Source organism: Mycolicibacterium pulveris (assembly GCF_010725725.1).
Taxonomy (GTDB): domain Bacteria; phylum Actinomycetota; class Actinomycetes; order Mycobacteriales; family Mycobacteriaceae; genus Mycobacterium; species Mycobacterium pulveris.
The window spans coordinates 1,494,069-1,509,677 of sequence record NZ_AP022599.1 but is presented as its reverse complement, the minus strand read 5'-3'; the positions used below and the strand labels follow the sequence as shown (position 1 = coordinate 1,509,677).

At 67.5% G+C, this 15,609-nt stretch carries 15 protein-coding genes; 12 read left to right on the top strand and 3 right to left on the bottom strand.

Annotated features, from left to right (window positions below):
• Nucleotides 1–18: 18 nt before the first annotated feature.
• From G6N28_RS07395 to G6N28_RS07350, 10 genes are read left to right on the top strand one after another with little or no spacing between them, the layout of a single operon-like run.
• Nucleotides 19–849 carry an MlaE family ABC transporter permease gene (locus G6N28_RS07395; RefSeq protein ID WP_163898808.1) on the top strand — a complete coding sequence of 277 codons (831 nt, stop codon included), beginning with the start codon at nucleotides 19–21 and terminating at the stop codon, nucleotides 847–849.
• A complete protein-coding gene (locus tag G6N28_RS07390) occupies nucleotides 849–1,706 on the top strand; it encodes an ABC transporter permease (protein WP_163898805.1) in 858 nt (285 codons plus the stop codon). Before G6N28_RS07395 ends, G6N28_RS07390 begins: the two co-directional genes overlap by 1 nt.
• A gap of 2 nt (nucleotides 1,707–1,708) precedes the next feature.
• Nucleotides 1,709–3,064, top strand: a complete 1,356-nt coding sequence (locus G6N28_RS07385; RefSeq protein WP_163898801.1) for an MlaD family protein — start codon at nucleotides 1,709–1,711, stop codon at nucleotides 3,062–3,064.
• Nucleotides 3,061–4,134, top strand: coding sequence for an MlaD family protein (locus G6N28_RS07380; protein WP_163898798.1), 1,074 nt, complete (start codon nucleotides 3,061–3,063; stop codon nucleotides 4,132–4,134). Before G6N28_RS07385 ends, G6N28_RS07380 begins: the two co-directional genes overlap by 4 nt.
• A gap of 5 nt (nucleotides 4,135–4,139) precedes the next feature.
• Nucleotides 4,140–5,186, top strand: coding sequence for an MCE family protein (locus G6N28_RS07375; protein ID WP_163898795.1), 1,047 nt, complete (start codon nucleotides 4,140–4,142; stop codon nucleotides 5,184–5,186).
• The gene (locus tag G6N28_RS07370; protein ID WP_163898792.1) at nucleotides 5,183–6,286 is read left to right on the top strand and encodes an MCE family protein; all 1,104 of its coding nucleotides are present in this window, start codon (nucleotides 5,183–5,185) and stop codon (nucleotides 6,284–6,286) included. Before G6N28_RS07375 ends, G6N28_RS07370 begins: the two co-directional genes overlap by 4 nt.
• Entirely contained in the window at nucleotides 6,283–7,527 is a 1,245-nt protein-coding gene (locus G6N28_RS07365) for an MlaD family protein (protein WP_163898789.1), read from the top strand. The genes G6N28_RS07370 and G6N28_RS07365 overlap by 4 nt, the downstream gene beginning before the upstream one ends.
• Nucleotides 7,524–8,774 carry an MlaD family protein gene (locus tag G6N28_RS07360; protein ID WP_163898786.1) on the top strand — a complete coding sequence of 417 codons (1,251 nt, stop codon included), beginning with the start codon at nucleotides 7,524–7,526 and terminating at the stop codon, nucleotides 8,772–8,774. The genes G6N28_RS07365 and G6N28_RS07360 overlap by 4 nt, the downstream gene beginning before the upstream one ends.
• Before the next feature lie 27 nt (nucleotides 8,775–8,801).
• Nucleotides 8,802–9,419: an Rv1363c family protein gene (locus G6N28_RS07355; protein ID WP_179962034.1), complete on the top strand. Its 618-nt coding sequence runs from the start codon at nucleotides 8,802–8,804 to the stop codon at nucleotides 9,417–9,419.
• Nucleotides 9,389–10,138: a DUF3298 domain-containing protein gene (locus G6N28_RS07350; RefSeq protein WP_235674498.1), complete on the top strand. Its 750-nt coding sequence runs from the start codon at nucleotides 9,389–9,391 to the stop codon at nucleotides 10,136–10,138. The genes G6N28_RS07355 and G6N28_RS07350 overlap by 31 nt, the downstream gene beginning before the upstream one ends.
• Here the strand turns inward: G6N28_RS07350 and G6N28_RS07345 are convergent.
• Together G6N28_RS07345 and G6N28_RS07340 are read right to left on the bottom strand one after the other, a co-directional pair.
• The gene (locus G6N28_RS07345) at nucleotides 10,128–10,565 is read right to left on the bottom strand and encodes a DUF2599 domain-containing protein (protein WP_163898783.1); all 438 of its coding nucleotides are present in this window, start codon (nucleotides 10,563–10,565) and stop codon (nucleotides 10,128–10,130) included. The genes G6N28_RS07350 and G6N28_RS07345 overlap by 11 nt on opposite strands.
• Complete coding sequence (locus tag G6N28_RS07340; RefSeq protein WP_163898780.1) at nucleotides 10,550–12,022, bottom strand: aldehyde dehydrogenase family protein; 1,473 nt, start codon at nucleotides 12,020–12,022, stop codon at nucleotides 10,550–10,552. The genes G6N28_RS07345 and G6N28_RS07340 overlap by 16 nt, the downstream gene beginning before the upstream one ends.
• Nucleotides 12,023–12,246: 224 nt before the next feature.
• Here G6N28_RS07340 and G6N28_RS07335 point away from each other — a divergent pair, with 224 nt between their 5' ends.
• Both G6N28_RS07335 and G6N28_RS07330 read left to right on the top strand, forming a co-directional pair.
• The gene (locus tag G6N28_RS07335; protein ID WP_179962008.1) at nucleotides 12,247–13,467 is read left to right on the top strand and encodes an IS110 family RNA-guided transposase; all 1,221 of its coding nucleotides are present in this window, start codon (nucleotides 12,247–12,249) and stop codon (nucleotides 13,465–13,467) included.
• A gap of 116 nt (nucleotides 13,468–13,583) precedes the next feature.
• On the top strand, nucleotides 13,584–14,378 hold the full coding sequence (locus G6N28_RS07330; protein ID WP_163898777.1) for a FadR/GntR family transcriptional regulator: 795 nt from the start codon (nucleotides 13,584–13,586) through the stop codon (nucleotides 14,376–14,378).
• A gap of 7 nt (nucleotides 14,379–14,385) precedes the next feature.
• On the opposite strand, the gene G6N28_RS07325 is transcribed toward G6N28_RS07330, so the two are convergent.
• Nucleotides 14,386–15,594, bottom strand: a complete 1,209-nt coding sequence (locus G6N28_RS07325) for a CaiB/BaiF CoA transferase family protein (protein WP_163898774.1) — start codon at nucleotides 15,592–15,594, stop codon at nucleotides 14,386–14,388.
• Nucleotides 15,595–15,609 lie beyond the last annotated feature (15 nt).

Sequence of the window (15,609 nt, the reverse complement as noted above, 5' to 3'; positions counted from 1 at the left end):
ATGGTGACTTCGGGGCAGATGCCTTCGCCAGTCGGTGACATCACCGAGTGGACGAAGGGCTACGCCAGGAGGCATCCCATCGCCTCCCTGGAAACCGTTGGCAGTCAGTGCATCCTCGGCCTGCGGGCCCTGCAGTACCTCATTCTCGACATCCTGCGATGGCGCTTTCCGCTCGGCGAGTTCGTCGAGCAGGCCGCCTTCATGGCGTCGACGGCGATGCTGCCGACCATGTGCGTCGCCATCCCCATCGGGGTGACGCTGCAGATCCAGTTCGCGCTGCTCGCGGGGCAGGTCGGTGCGACGTCGTTGGCCGGCGCCGCCAGCGGCCTGGCCGTCATCCGCCAAGGCGCACCGCTGGTCGCCGCGCTGCTGATGGCGGCGGCGGTCGGCTCGGCGATCTGCGCGGATCTGGGGTCGCGAACCATCCGCGACGAGGTCGACGCGCTTGAGGTGATGGGGATTTCGGTGATCCGCCGGCTGGTCGTGCCACGGCTGGCCGCGGCGATGGTCGTCGGTGTCGCGTTGACCGGGTTGGTCTGTTTCATCGGGTTCCTGGCCGGCTACCTGTTCAACACTTTCGCGCAGGCCGGGGCGCCCGGCAGTTTCGTGATGACGTTCGCGTCGTTCGCGACGGTCGGCGACATGGTGCTGACCTTGATCAAGGCGGTGGTGTTCGCGGCGATCGTCGCGATCGTCGCGTGCGACAAGGGGTTGACCACCAAAGGCGGCCCCGCCGGGGTGGCGAACTCGGTGAACGCCACTGTGGTGGCGTCGATTCTGCTGCTGATGATCACCAACGTCGTGTTCACCCAGATGTATGTCCTGCTGTTTCCGAAGGCATCGCTCTGATGGCGGCGGCACCGTACTACCCGCGCGGTGTTCGGCCGCTGGTGTCGGCCACGGAGTCGGTGGCCGGGCTCGGCGCGCGGCTCGGCCACATGCTGACGTTCTTCTGGCGCGCGGTGGCCGGCATTCCGGTGACGCTGGCCCGGTACCGGAAGAGCTTCTTGGCGATCCTGTCCGACGTCACCTGGGGCAACGGCTCCGTCGTGGTGGGCGGCGGCACGGCGTGGGTGATCATCCTGCTCGGTGCGACGGCCGGGGCGATCGTGGGCATCGAGGGCCTCGAGGCACTTCACCTGCTCGGCATGGAACCGGCCGCGGGCCTGCTGTCGTCGACGGTGTCGACGCGCGAACTGGCCCCCGTCATGGCGGCGTTGGCCTTCGCCGCGCAGGCGGGCTGCCGATTCACCGCGCAGCTCGGTTCGATGCGCATCTCCGAGGAGATCGACGCGATGGAATCGCTTGCGATCCGGCCGATTCCGTACCTGATCACCACCCGGTTGCTGGCGTCGGTGGTGGCGATCATCCCGCTGTACATCCTGTGCCTGGTGGTCAACTACGCGACGGTGCAGGCCATCGTCACCTTCGCCGGTGGGCTGTCGGCGGGGTCGTTCGAGCACTACTTCCGGTTGGTGTTGACCGGCACGGACATCTTCTACTCGGTGTGCAAGGCGATTGTCTTCGTCATCATCACGTCGACCATTCAGTGCTATTACGGTTACTTCGCCGCGGGCGGGCCCCAAGGGGTCGGGACCGCGGCCGGGCGTGCCATGCGGGCAAGCATCTCGGTCATGATCATCGCGAACCTGCTACTGACGATCGGGCTTTGGGGCATCGGGTCGGGCGCAAGGCTGGGTGGCTGACGATGTTGCCGAACTTCGAATCCGCCTCAGCGCCGGTGTCGCAGGGCCGGCTGCTGCTGCGCGGGATCGCGGTACTGCTCGGCGCCCTGCTCCTGGCCGCCGCCGCGATCGCCAAGTCCGAAGGAGCGTTCTCCGGTCGCGTCGGTGTCATTGCGCTGCTCACCAATGTCGGCGACGGCCTGCCGAAGGGTTCCGACGTCAAATTCCGCGGCGCGCTGGTCGGCACCGTCGAGGGCGTGATCCCAGCCGCCGACGGTGGCGACAACCGGGTCGAGGTGAGCCTCGACCCGCACTTCGCGCGCGCCATCCCGGCCACCGTGACCGCCCGGGTGGTGCCGGGCAACGTGTTTGCGGTGTCGTCGATTCAGCTGGTGGACAACGGCTCCGGACCCGCACTGAAGCCCGGCGCGCAGATCCGCCAGGACGACAGCCTGGCCACGGTGCAGTTCCAGACGGCGCTGACCAAGCTGCGCGAGGTGCTCGCCGCCGCGGGCAGGCCGGGGTCCACCGACTCCGTTGGCGTGCTGGCCGCCGTCGCCGAGGCCACGAGCGGTCGCGGCGACGAGATCGAACGGGCCGGCGGCGGGGCCAAGCGCATCGTCGACGAACTCAACCGGGTGATGGCCGACGACGGCACCGAGGCCACGCTCGCGGTGGTCTCCGACGCGCTGCAGGGCCTGCAGCGCACTTCGCCGGATCTGCTCGACGCGGTGCACAGCGCGGTGGTGCCGATGCGCACACTGGCCGAAGAGCGTCAGCAGCTGGCACACTTCCTGTCCGCCGGGCACGCCACGTTCGGGGAGATCGGGACGTCGTTCGAGAACCACATGGACCGCATCATCGTGATCACCACCCAGCTGTCCCCGGTGATGGGTGTGATGGCCGACGGCGCAGGCGCTTTCGCACCCATCGTCACGCGCATCAACGACGTCACCAACCGGTTCTTCGACCATGTCTGGCATGAAGACAAGAACATGGCGGTCGGTAAGTTCATGTTGGTCTTCACGCCGAACAAGATGTACACCCGCCAGGACTGCCCGCGCTACGGCGCGCTCGAGGGCCCCAGCTGCCATAACGCCCCGCTCACCGCCGACCCGCCGGTGCTACCCGCCCCGCTGGATCCGCGCAACTACCAGCCACCGGGCGGCAATGTGGGCCCGGTCGGCAGCCCCGAGGAGCGCGCGCAGCTCGCCGAGTTGCTCGGCCCGGACGCCAACGTCGCCTCAGAGCTGCTGCTCGGCCCGGTCGCCCGCGGCAACACGATCCACGTCGTTCCCGACCCCGGGGCACCGGCGCCGCTGCCCGCCGAGGCGCCCCTGCCAGCCCCCGCCCAGCCGGAAGGAGTGAACGGCCCGTGAAGTCGCCGGAAACCTCCGTCGGAACGTTTCTGAGCAAGTACCGCCGCCCCCTGCTCGGGCTGACCGTCTTCCTCGCCGTCTGCCTCGCCCTGATCTGGACCGTGTTCGTCACGTTGCAGCGCAACGTCGCAGGCGAGACCCGCAGCTACAGCGCGATCTTCACCGATGCCTCGGGGCTCAAGGTCGGTGACGAGGTGCGTATGGCCGGGGTCAAGGTGGGTCGCGTCGACGCCATCGCGCTCGACGGCACCACCGCGAAGGTGGACTTCCGGGTGCAGTCCGAACAGGTGCTGTACGGAAACACCAAGGCCGGCATCATCTACCAGAACATCATCGGCCAGCGTTACCTCGGGCTGTCCCTCGGCGACTACGGCGTTCCGCGCGTGCTCCCGGCCGGTGCGGTGATCCCCGTCGAACGCACCGAGCCGTCCTTCGACATCTCCCAATTGCTCAACGGCTTCGAACCGCTGTTCGCGCTGCTGAATCCCGCGCAGGTCGACAACCTCACCACCGCGATCGTGCGGTCCCTGCAGGGCGACACCGGCGCGATCGCGACCATGATCTCCGAGACCACCCGTCTTGCCGAGTCCTATTCCGGCACCGACGCGATCCTCGACGGCGTGCTGACCCATCTGAACAGCGTCGTCGCCTCGCTGGCCGACCGCGACGACGCCCTGCGCACAACCATCTACTCCGCGGAGATGGTCTTCGATGGATTCGCCGCCCGCCGTGCCGAATTCGTAGACTCGATCGATCAGACCTCGATTGTGGGCCAGCGGCTGGCGAACATCATCGACGACGTCCAGCCGGACTTGAGGGAGTGGCTGGCCCGCGAACCCGGCTTCGCCAAGCACTTCATGGAGGACAAGCAGGGCTTCGAATACATGGCGTTCAACACCCCGCTGATGCTCAAGGGCATGGCCCGCTTCAGCCAGGGCGGGGCGTATCTGGACATTTACGCATGCAATCTCACCGTCACGCAGTTTCCCCGCATCGACAGCCTCATCCACGCGATCGTGCGCGAGGGCACCCCCGAGGATCGGCTGACCTACACCCAGAAGTGCCGGTGACGATGATGAGAAACCCTGCGAACGCGAAGATTCGGACCGGCCGACCCATCGATTCCTACAGCAAGCTGCGCCTCGGCTTGATCGCGGTGCTGGTCCTCGGCCTGGCGCTGGGCGGCGCGCTGGGCCTGGGGCGCCTCGGGCTCGGCAGGGACGTCTACATCGCCGAGTTCGCGCAGTCGGCCGGTTTGAGCGTGGGCGACCAGGTGACGGTCGCCGGCGTGCACGTCGGTCGCGTCAAGAGCATGCGGCTGGCCGGTGACCACGTGGCGGTCGGTCTGGAGATCGACGACGACGTGCCGATGGGCTCGGCCACCAGGGCCTCGATCAAGCTCACGACGCTGCTTGGCGCACGTTACGTCGACGTGCAGCCGGCAGGCTCGCAGCCGCTGACGGATCGGCGAATCCCGCTGGCCAACACCGAGGTTCCCTACGACCTGCAATCCGCTCTGCAGGACGCCACCACCACGTTCGAGGCCGTGGACGCCGAGAAGATCGCGCAGTCGATGACGACGCTGTCGACGCAGTTGCAGGGTGCCCCCGAGGTGCTTCCGCAGGCGCTCGACAACATCGGCCACCTGTCGTCGGTGATCGCCTCGCGCCGCGATCAGATCTACGACCTGCTGCGCAGCACCGAGCGGGTGGCCGAGCTGCTCGGCGACCAACAGCACAGCCTGGGCCTGCTGATCCATCAGAGCCACGAGGTCCTCGGCGACCTGGCGGCGCGCAGGGAACTGGTGGTGCGGCTGATCAACGCCACCACGAAGCTGGTGAACGAGCTGCGCCCGGTGCTGGTCGACGACCGGCAGCGGATCGACGAACTGATGGCCAACCTCGACGGCATGCTCAGCGCGGTCCACCGCAACGATGCGTTGTTGCGCAGCACGCTTCAGCTGCTGCCGCTGCCTGTCCGCAACTTCGCCAACGCGACCGGAAACGGTAACGAGTTCGACTTCACCTCCACCGGGGGGTCGATGATCGACTCGTTCATCTGCGCGATCAGCGGTCGCGCCAAGCAATTCAACCTGCCACCGTACTTCGGGGACTGCAAATGACCCCACGCGCAATCGTGAAGCTGATCGTCGTGCTGGTCATGGTGGGATTCGTGTGCGGGGGTTGCGTGAGCGGTCCCCTCGGCGGGCGCGCACTGACGATCGTCGGCGAGTTCGACAGCGCGAGCGGCCTGTACGAGGGCAACGCGGTATCCGTGCTCGGCATGCCGGTGGGCAAGGTCGAGAAGATCGATCCGAAGGGCGCCTACGTCGAGGTGACCATGCGCGTCGACCCCGGCGTCCAGATTCCCGCCGACGCGCAGGCTGTCACCGTCTCCACCTCCATCCTCACCGACCGGCACGTCGAGCTCACCCCGGCGTACCGCGACGGCCCCACGCTCGCCGACGGCACCCGGCTCGGACTGGACCGGACCAGGACGCCGGTGGAATTCGACCGGGTACTGGCGATGATCGACGAGCTGGCGGTGCATCTGCAGGGCGACGGCCGCGGGTCGGGCCCTGTCGCGGATCTGTTGTCGGTGAGCGCCGCGATGACGCACGGCAACGGCGCCAAGATCCGTTCGGCGCTGGGCGAACTGTCCACGGCGCTGAAGATGAGCCAGGACAGGGGCGCGCCGACCGCCGACGCGATCACCACGATCGTCACCAACCTCGACAGGCTGACCGCAGCGGCGGTCGAGAACGACCAGACGATCCGTGACGTCGGCACCTCGGTGCGCCAGCTGAGCGCCGTGCTGGCCGCCGAGCAGCTCGGTAGCGGGTCGACCGGCGCACAGGTGAACGAGATCCTCACTCAGACCGCCGATCTGATCGACGACAACCGTGATCACCTGAAGGCGACCGCGGCGGGAATGGAGACCGTGACCAAGGCCATCGCCGACTACCGCCGCGAGATGGCAGAGGCACTCGATGTGGCGCCGATGCTGCTGGACAACGTCTACAACATGATCGATCACGAGAAGGACGCCATCCGGGCGCATCCCGTGCTCGACAAGGTCGAGCTCAACGGCCAGATGACCAAGGAGCTGTGCAACCTGCTGGGCATGAAACAGCTCGGTTGCACCACGGGAACCATCCAGGATTTCGGCCCCGATTTCGGACTCACCAGCATGCTCGAGGGATTGGCAGGTCTGCCGGGATGACACAGCGGATGAAACCTCTGGGCGCGCTTTGCGCGCTCTGCCTGTCAACGGTGTTGGCGGGCTGCTCGATGGGCCTGGACCAGATTCCACTGCCCGCCCCGTCGGTCGGTGAGGACACCTACGAGATCAGCGCGACGTTCGCCAACGCGCTGAATTTGCCTGCCAAAGCCAAGGTTCGGCTGTCCGGCGCCGACGTCGGCGAGGTCGAGTCGATGACCGCACGCGACTACACCGCGGTGGTGACGATGCGGATCGCCTCCGACGTCCAGATCCCCGAAGGCACCAAGGCCGAACTGCGTTCGGCCACCCCGCTCGGCGACATCTTCGTGTCGCTGACTCCGCCACCCGGGGCGTCCGCGGCGACCCGACCACTGCTGCCGGGTGCCGCGCTCCCGTTGGACTCCACCGCGTCCGCCGCCTCGGTGGAAGACGTGCTGAGCACCGCGGCGGTGCTGGTCAACGGGGGCGCGATCCGCAACCTGACCAGGATCGTCAACGGGATGGGCCGCGCGGTCGGCGGAAAGGGCGAGGACCTCAACCAATTCGTCGACGAGTCCACCCGCCTCATCCAGAGCCTCTCGGCACGGTCGGATCGCATCAAGACCGCGCTCAGCCAGACCGGTGATCTTGCCGAGACGATGGCCGAACGGCAGCGATCCATCGACGCCGCGATCGAGGCCGCGGGGCCCGCGTTGGGGACCGTCGCCGAGAACACCGACCGGATCATCGACCTCGTCACGCAGGTCAATCGAATCACCCTGCAGCTGGCCAAGATGCCGTCGGTGCGGGGTGAGGAGTCACGAAGCATGATGGCCGACCTCAACCGGATCTCCGAGGGCCTCAACGAGGCGTCCACCGCGCCCGGCGCTTCGCTGGCGAACTTCAACCGGATGTTCGGGCCCATCCTCAAGACCACCAACTCGACGGCGTCCAGCGTCGAGATCGACCTCGCCGACCTCGCTGTGGGCGCGTTCGCCGATCCGTATCACCCGGCCGACCCGGGAAGCCGCGCCCCCACCCGGGAGGACTTCCGCAACATGGTCGGCAGCATCTCCTACGAACTGTTGATGGTCCGCAACAAGTTCTGGGGCGCGCCGACGCCGCCACCCGGAAACGTGCCGCCGCCCAACCTGATCGGGCCCGCGCCGGACAAGCTCACGCCCGCCCCGCCACCGCCTGGACTGGAGCCGCCACCGCCCACGGCCCCGCCAGGGGCATCGCTGGAGGAGCCTGCGGGATGAGGCATCTGCTGAACGCGTTGCGGTGGGCCAGGATACGGCGCCTGGGCCTTTCGGCGGTCGCGCTGGCCACCATGTTCGTTCTCGGCGTGGTCTACCTGCTGTTCGGAACGTTGCGGCTCGATCCGGTCAGCACCGAGGCCGTCGTCCGCGTACACCTCGACCAGACCGGTGGTCTGCTGCCGGGCCAGGACGTGACGTTGCGCGGGGTACCGGTGGGCCGGGTACGCTCCATCGAGTTGTCCGACACCGGCGCGGTGGCCGTGGCGGAAATCCGTCCCGGCACCCGGATCCCGGCCGATACCGAAGTGCGGGTGTCGGCGCTGTCCCCGGCCGGCGAGCAGTATCTCGACTTCCGCGCCGACCGCAACGACGGCCCCTATCTCACCGACGGTGCCGAGATCGACAGCGCCCGAACGAGAACCCCGGTGACACTGGCCAAGCTGCTCGGCGACCTGGACGGCACCCTGGAACAGATCGACACCGCGCGGCTGTCCGCCGTGCTCGACGAACTGCGCGTCGGACCGGAGGGCGCGGACAAGCTCGCGGCCATTCTCGACGGCGGCACGTTCCTGGTGTCGACCCTGGATTCGGTTCTGCCCCAAACGGTCAGCCTCATCCGCAACAGCAAGGTGGTGCTGTCGACGGTGCGTGACGTCAGTCCTGGGATGGCGACGACCTCGAGCGATCTGGCACAGATCTTCGCCGGGGTCGAACGCATGCAGGACGGGTACCGCACCCTGCTGGACCGCGGGCCCGAGGCGTTCGCCGGGATCGACGACGTCATCGCCGACAACTCACCGACCATGGTGCAGCTGCTCGGGAACCTGACGACGGTGTCCCAGCTCGTCTATCTGCGGGTGCCCGCCCTGCAGGAGTTCTTCTTCCCGCAGTACCGCCAGGGTTCGGCGCTCGAGGCGGTCGGCAGCACGTTCCGCGACGGGGGAGTGTGGGGCGCGGTAAGCCTGTACTCCCGCTACGGATGCGATTACAACCTGCCGAAGGCACCGCCGACGCTGACCGACTTCCCGGAACCGTTCCTGTACACCTACTGCCCGAATCCCGACCCCAAGTACCTGGTGCGGGGGGCGCGCAACGCGCCGCGCCCAGCCGGCGACGACACCGCCGGACCGCCGCCGGGCGCCCACCCGCTGCAACGCGCCGACCCGGTTCCGACCGGCCGGTTCACCATTCCGACGCCGTATGGCGGTCCCTTCCTCCCGCTCCCCCCGCCGCCGAGCGGTCCCTGACCCCACGACCGTCAGAAAGGACTCGATATGACTACTCGCGAGGACGTGTCCACGGTCGACACCCCCGAGGACACCGAAGCCACGACAACCGGCCCCGAAACCGACGCCGGATCGGAAGACGCACAGCCGCAATCGGATTCCCCGCCGCGGCGATGGCTTCGCCATCCCACCCGCCGAACGGTGGCGCTCGGGGCCGGTGCCGCGCTGCTGGTGGCCTCCCTGGCCACCAGCGCCGTGCTGGCCGTCAAGCTGTCGGAGCGCCAAGCCATCGACAACGCCGGCCAGCAGGCCCTGGCCGCCGCCCAGCAGTACGCGATCATCCTGACCACCGTCGACGGCGCCAAGCTCGACGAGAACTTCGCCGCGGTACTCGACGGCGCCACAGGCGAATTCAAGGAGATGTACAGCGAATCGAGTAACCAGCTCAAGCAGGTGCTCATCGACAACGAGGCCAGGGCCGACGGGAAGGTCATCGCGGCAGGCATCAAGTCGGCGACGAAAGACAAGGTGGAGGTCATGCTGTTCCTCGATCAGGCGGTCAGCAACAAGCTGAATCCCGAACCGCGCCTTGACCGCAACAGGATCATCATCACCATGGACAAGGTCGACGGTCGGTGGCTGGCCAGCGACGTCGTGCTGCCGTGACCCGGCTGGCCGCGATGTTCGGCGCCCTCCTGCTGCTCGCGTTCCTCGGTGCGACGCCCGCCGCGCTGGCCGACACCGTGTCCAACGGTGTGGCCTACACCGTCGTCCCCGATGTGCGTTCCGGCGTCAGCCCGCAGGGGCCCGGCGAGTGGACGGTGAACTACGAGAAGCTCGCAGGCGGTGATCCCGCGGTCACCGACGCGATCAACCGGATCCTCGACGACGAGGCCGACGGCCAGGTGTGGCTGTTCGCCGCCAGCGCGAGCAAGAGCTCACCGTGGACGTTCACCACCCAGGGCAGGCTGCAGTTCCGGCCACTGACCATCTCGGAGCTGTGGCGCGGCCGGTACCACGCCGCCGAGCTGCCGAACATGCCGGTCGACACGGTCGCCACGCGGGTGTTCGACTCGCGCAGCGGAATCCAAATCGTGTGGGGCAACTTGTTCGTCGACGAGCAGGCCGGTCTGAACCGGCTGGGCGAACTGACCAAAGAGATCCTGCCCGCCACCTATCCGACGCCACCGTTGGGCGGCTGGGGCGAGTACTACGCCGGATGGGCGCCGGTGGAGCGCAACTTCCGGTTCTGGATTCCGACCGACGCGGGCATCGAAATGCACTTTCCGGAGGGGCAGTTCGGCCGCGAGGTGCGCACGATCACGATCCCGTGGTCGGCGGTCATCGATCTGATCGCCCCCGAGTTCGTGCCGATCACCAGTTGAGCACGTCGTCGGGCCCGCCCGGGTTGCAGCCCGAGTTTTGCATGATGATGCTCGACACGACCGGTCGCCACGGCTCCAGGTTCCAGGTGCCGACCTTGCCCGGGTTGGTGAACGTCGCCAACTGCCAGTAGCACATGAACTGGTTCTGCATGCTCAGCGTGTTGGCGTCGGGTGCGTGCTCGAGCAGCTCGGCCCACGCGTCATAGCTCTGGGCGCCGTCGGTGAAGATGCCCGCCGCCGCCCATCCCCAGGCCGTCGGGTAGATCCGCAGGGTGGCCCGCTCGCCGTGGTACACCCACTCGGTGCGTTCGATGTAGTCGGGGGAGCCCGGTGGCCGGGGCGGCGGCGCGGCATGCGCCGGTGCGGATCCGCACAGCGCCGCACCGACCGCCGCCGAGGCGAACAGAAGGCTCAGCCGACCGGCCATTGAAGGGCCTTGTGCTGCAGGTACTCCGACAGTCCGAACTCCCCAAACTCGCGGCCGATCCCGCTGTGCTTGTAGCCGCCGAACGGGGCCGCGGGGTTGAGTCCACCGCCGCCGCCGTTGATGACGACCATGCCGGTGCGCAGCCGGCGGGCGACCGCGGCGGCCCGCAGGGGATCCGCCGACCAGACACCGCCGCTGAGACCGTACCGGCTGTCGTTGGCGATCCGGACGGCCTCGTCGTCGTCGGCGAACGGGATCACCGCCGCCACCGGGCCGAAGAATTCCTCCTGGGCGATCCGCATGCCGTTGTCGACCCCGACGAAAAGGGTTGGCTCCACGAAGAATCCGCGGTCCAGGTGGGCAGGGCGCTTGCCGCCGAACGCGATCTGTGCGCCCTCGTCCACTCCCGTGGCGATCAGTGCCTCCACTCGCTGGCGCTGCACTTCGCGGATCAGCGGCCCCATCATGGTGGCGGGGTCGGCGGGGTCGCCGACGGAGATGAAGCCCAGCGTGCCGACGATGCGGGCCACCAGGTCGTCGTGCAACGACTGGTGCACGAGGATCCGCGTCTGCAGCGCGCAGCCCTGGCCGGCATGCGTGATGAAGCCGCCCAGAACGCTTTCCATCGCCTTGTCGAGATCGGCGTCGTCGAGGATGATGTTCGCCGACTTGCCGCCGAGTTCGAGGACCACCTTCTTGATGCTCTCCGCGCCCTGGGTGTAGACCTTGCGGCCGACGGCGTCGGACCCGGTGAAGCTGACGATGTCGACGCCGGGATGGCGGGTCAGCGCCTCACCCGCGTCGACGTCGCCGGTGACGATGTTCAACGTTCCCGGTGGCAGCCCGGCGGATTCGGCGATCTCCCCGAGGATCAGGGCTTCCAGTGGCGTGTACGGCGACGACTTGAGCACCACCGTGCACCCGGCGGCCAGCGCGGGGCCGATCTTGGCCAGGTTGAGCAGGAACGGGAAGTTGAACGCGGTGATGAGGGCGGCCACCCCGTAGGGCTCGCGGACGATGACGCCCTGGCCGATGCCGTTGCCGAGCACGGGCGCGGTGGGTGTTTCGAACGCGAACTGTGGCAGCACCCGGTGGACCATGTCCGCGAAGTGGTCGATTGGCGTGCCGACCTGGAGGAACTCGGCAAGCATCCGGGTGGATCCGGCCTCGGTGATGTTCAGCTCGACGAGTTCGTCGCGCCTGCGCGTCAATTCGTCGGCCATCGCACCCAGGATCCGGCCGCGCTCGGCGGGGCTCATCGACGGCCAGGGGCCTTCGTCGAAGGCGCGGCGGGCGGCCTGCACGGCGGCGTCGACGTCGGCCGGTGAGGCCTGGGGCACCTCGGCGATGATCTCCTCGGTCGCGGGGTTGAGCACTTGGAGGGCCTGCTCACCGACACCGTCGGTCCACGCGCCGTCGATGAACAACCTCCGGGTGGCCAGTGAGCTCGCGGTCATCGGATCCTTACCTTTCTTGGAGGGTGTTCGGGGCCGCTGGCCTTAGTTAGGCTTCGATTCACCCAGGGACAGCGGGTATGGCTTTCATTGGTCAGCCCTTGATGGCCGAGGAGGATTGGCCGCCCGCTGTCCCGCGACGACTCGACCGCTAATTGAGAGATGCGATTCGATCGCTGTGTAAGGACACGACGGCGTGGTCGTCTGCCGGGCTGGTGGAAATGGTGATGAGCACGGAGGCGGTAGTGACACAAGCTGTTTGGGCGGGTATCGATGCTGGGAAATCGGACCACTTCTGCGTGGTCATCGATGCTGAGGGAAAGCGACTGCTGTCGCAGCGGGTAGCCAACGACGAAGCGACTCTGTTGAAGTTGATCAGCACTGTCGCAACCATGGCTGACGGCGGTGAGGTCACCTGGGCCATCGATCTCAACGCTGGCGGTGCGGCCCTGCTGATCACGCTGCTGATCGCCGCTGACCAGCGGCTGCTCTACATCCCCGGCCGCACCGTGCACCACGCCTCGGGCAGCTACCGCGGGGAGGGTAAGACCGACGCCAAAGATGCCGCCGTCATTGCCGATCAGGCCCGGATGCGCCGCGATCTGCAACCACTGCGCCCCGGAGATGACATCGCAGTGGAGCTGCGCATTCTCACCAGCCGGCGCACCGATCTGGTGGCTGATCGCACCCGCACGATCAACCGACTGCGTGCCCAGCTGCTCGAATACTTCCCAGCCCTGGAACGCGCGTTCGACTACAGCACCAGCAAGGCCGCGTTGCTGCTGCTCACCGGCTATCAAACTCCCGATGGGCTGCGACGAGCCGGTGCTGCTCGACTGGCAGCCTGGTTGGGTAAACGCAAGGCCCGCAACGCCGACGCCGTCGCGGCCAAAGCCCTGCAGGCCGCTCACGCTCAACACACCGTCATACCCGGACAACAACTCGCTGCGGCCATGGTTGCCCGCTTGGCCAAGGAGGTGATGGCCCTCGACACCGAAATCGGCGACACCGATGCGATGATCGAGGAGCGATTTCGCCGCCACCGCCACGCCGAAATCATCGTGAGCATGTCGGGCTTCGGCGTCACGCTCGGCGCCGAATTCCTCGCTGCCACCGGCGGAGACATGAGTGCCTTCGACTCCGTTGACCGCCTCGCCGGCGTCGCCGGCCTGGCTCCGGTACCGCGTGACTCCGGCCGCATCAGCGGCAACCTTCAACGACCCCGCCGCTACAACCGGCGCCTGCTGCGCGCCTGCTACCTGTCGGCGCTGTCCAGCATTCGATCCGACCCCGTCTCGCGCACGTATTACAACCGCAAACGCGCCGAAGGCAAACGCCACAGCCAAGCCGTCCTGGCCCTGGCACGTCGGCGTCTCAATGTTCTGTGGGCAATGCTGCGCGACCACACGACCTATCAACCCACCACGCCTACTGCCGCAGCGGCTTGACAACCTCATTGAGAATCCTCCTGTGGGTCCTGGGTTGAGTACAATCAGTTAGGTAATTGGAAGGCGGGCAATGGGTTCGCCTCACACAGTGCGAGCCGGCGAGGACGGATCATCGGATGGACCTGTCGAGCGGGGGGAACGGCGAGTCCAAGCTGGTGCGCGCACCGAAGACCGCTGAGCTCATTGCCGACCATCTGCGCAGCAGCATCGTGCGCGGTGTGCTGAAGGAGGGGGACGCGCTGCCCACCGAGGTGGAACTGGTCAAACAGTTCGGGGTCTCGCGTCCCACGTTGCGTGAGGCCTTTCGCATTCTGGAAAGCGAGTCGCTGATCGTTGTGCGACGCGGCTCGCGCGGTGGAGTGCTGGTGTGCTCGCCCGAAACATCCGTAGCGGCAAGGAATTTTGGCCTGCTTCTGCAGATGTCCGGCACCACCCTTACCGACCTTTACGAGGCGCGCAAGGTGTTCGAACCGGCAGCGGCACAGATGGTGGCGCGGCGCGCGACGCCCGAGGACATCGCCGACCTCAAGGCGGCGGCGAGCGCGCTGGCGGCCCTGGTCGAGGAGGGCACCGCGGGTGCGGATTACGCGGAGTGGACTGCGGCCACGTTCCGATTCCACGACCTGATCATGGAGCGGGCCGGCAACAACACGCTGCGGCTGTTCGGGGCGGTGCTGCGGGAGGTCGTGACGCGCCACATGACCCGGGTGATGAGCACGGCGACCAACCCCGCCGGAATCGAGAAGCAGTACAAGCAGACCATCAAGGCGTTCAACAAGCTCGTCGCGCTGATCGAGGCCGGCGACGGTGCCGGCGCCAGGGATCATTGGGCCGCGCACATGGAGCGGGCGGGCCGCAGCATGCTGTGGGGTGACCTCGCCAAGGAGACGGTGATCGACCTCTACGTGTGACATGGCTTCAATCCAGGGCTCCGCTGTCGCGCAGCGCGCTGATCTCGTCCCAGTCCAAACCGGATTCCAGCAGCACCTCTTCGGTGTGCTGCCCGAGTTCGGGTGCGGGCCCGGCCGGTGCTCCTGGGACACCGTCGAACTGATACGGGGGTGACACCAGCCGGAATTCCCGGCCGTCGTTGCCCGCGACGGCGGGCAGGTAGCCGTTCTCGGCGACCTGCGGGTTCTCACACACTTCCTCGAAAGTCGCTGCGGGCGCCCACACTCCGGAGAAACCCGACAGCACCGACTTCCACTCGTCCATCGTGCGTGCACCGAACGTCTTGTCCAGCTCGGCGACACAGGCCTCCCGGTTGACGAACCGCGAAACTCCGTCGTGGAACCGCTCGTCGTCGGCCAGCTCCGGCCTGCCGATCAGCTCACACAACTCGCCCCAGAACCGGTCGGCCTGCAGGCACACCAGGTTCAGCCACCGATCGTCGGCGGTGCGGTAGAGGTTGACGATCGGGTTGGGGGCGTCAAACCGGTTGGGCCTCGGCAGTTCACCGGACCCGGCGGCGGCGGCGGCCAGGTCGGGGCTCATCGTCCACATGCCGGTGTTCAACAGCGAAACGTCGACCACCCCGCCCTCGCCGGTTCGCTCCCGCCGGTACAGGGCCATCGCCACGGCCCCCGCGATCGCGCTCGAGCCCTGCAGGTCGTAGAACGCGGCGGGCTGCGCGGCAGGCGATTGGGCGCCGGGTTCGGTGAGCTTGTGCTGCACGCCGGCGGCCGACCAGGCCGCAGCCGAGTCGAAGCCACCGGCGTCGGCCATCGGACCCGAAGTGCCCCAACCTGTTCCGCGAGCGTAGATGAGACGGGAGTGCTCGCCGCGCAGGTCGTCGACGTCGATGCCGAGTTTGGTGCGGACCTTCGGCAGGTAGCTGGTCAGGAACACGTCCGCGCTCTTGGTGAGTTTCAGCAGCGTGTCGTGGCCGGCCTGGCTCGTGAGGTTCAAGGTGATGCTGCGCTTACCCCGATTAGGCACGTGCAGAAACGGATTCGGGCTGGAATCGTCGGCGTTGATGGCGTTGCGAAGCGCCCGCTGTGGATCCCCGTCCGGCGGTTCGACCTTGATCACATCGGCGCCGAGATCGGCCATGATGGCACCGGCGCCGGGAACGAAGGTCCACGAGGCGACCTCCACCACACGAACGCCTTCGAATGGTCCGGTCACCTGTCGCTCCTGTCC

Bases quoted from the DNA above. Each gene is read 5' to 3' on its own strand.
- G6N28_RS07370 (WP_163898792.1), top strand. From the start codon at position 5,183: ATGACCCCACGCGCAATCGTGAAGCTGATCGTCGTGCTGGTCATGGTG.
- G6N28_RS07365 (WP_163898789.1), top strand. From the start codon at position 6,283: ATGACACAGCGGATGAAACCTCTGGGCGCGCTTTGCGCGCTCTGCCTG.
- G6N28_RS07375 (WP_163898795.1), top strand. From the start codon at position 4,140: ATGAGAAACCCTGCGAACGCGAAGATTCGGACCGGCCGACCCATCGAT.
- G6N28_RS07395 (WP_163898808.1), top strand. From the start codon at position 19: ATGCCTTCGCCAGTCGGTGACATCACCGAGTGGACGAAGGGCTACGCC.
- G6N28_RS07360 (WP_163898786.1), top strand. From the start codon at position 7,524: ATGAGGCATCTGCTGAACGCGTTGCGGTGGGCCAGGATACGGCGCCTG.
- G6N28_RS07390 (WP_163898805.1), top strand. From the start codon at position 849: ATGGCGGCGGCACCGTACTACCCGCGCGGTGTTCGGCCGCTGGTGTCG.
- G6N28_RS07355 (WP_179962034.1), top strand. From the start codon at position 8,802: ATGACTACTCGCGAGGACGTGTCCACGGTCGACACCCCCGAGGACACC.
- G6N28_RS07340 (WP_163898780.1), bottom strand. From the start codon at position 12,022: ATGACCGCGAGCTCACTGGCCACCCGGAGGTTGTTCATCGACGGCGCG.
- G6N28_RS07385 (WP_163898801.1), top strand. From the start codon at position 1,709: ATGTTGCCGAACTTCGAATCCGCCTCAGCGCCGGTGTCGCAGGGCCGG.
- G6N28_RS07335 (WP_179962008.1), top strand. From the start codon at position 12,247: ATGAGCACGGAGGCGGTAGTGACACAAGCTGTTTGGGCGGGTATCGAT.
- G6N28_RS07330 (WP_163898777.1), top strand. From the start codon at position 13,584: ATGGACCTGTCGAGCGGGGGGAACGGCGAGTCCAAGCTGGTGCGCGCA.
- G6N28_RS07345 (WP_163898783.1), bottom strand. From the start codon at position 10,565: ATGGCCGGTCGGCTGAGCCTTCTGTTCGCCTCGGCGGCGGTCGGTGCG.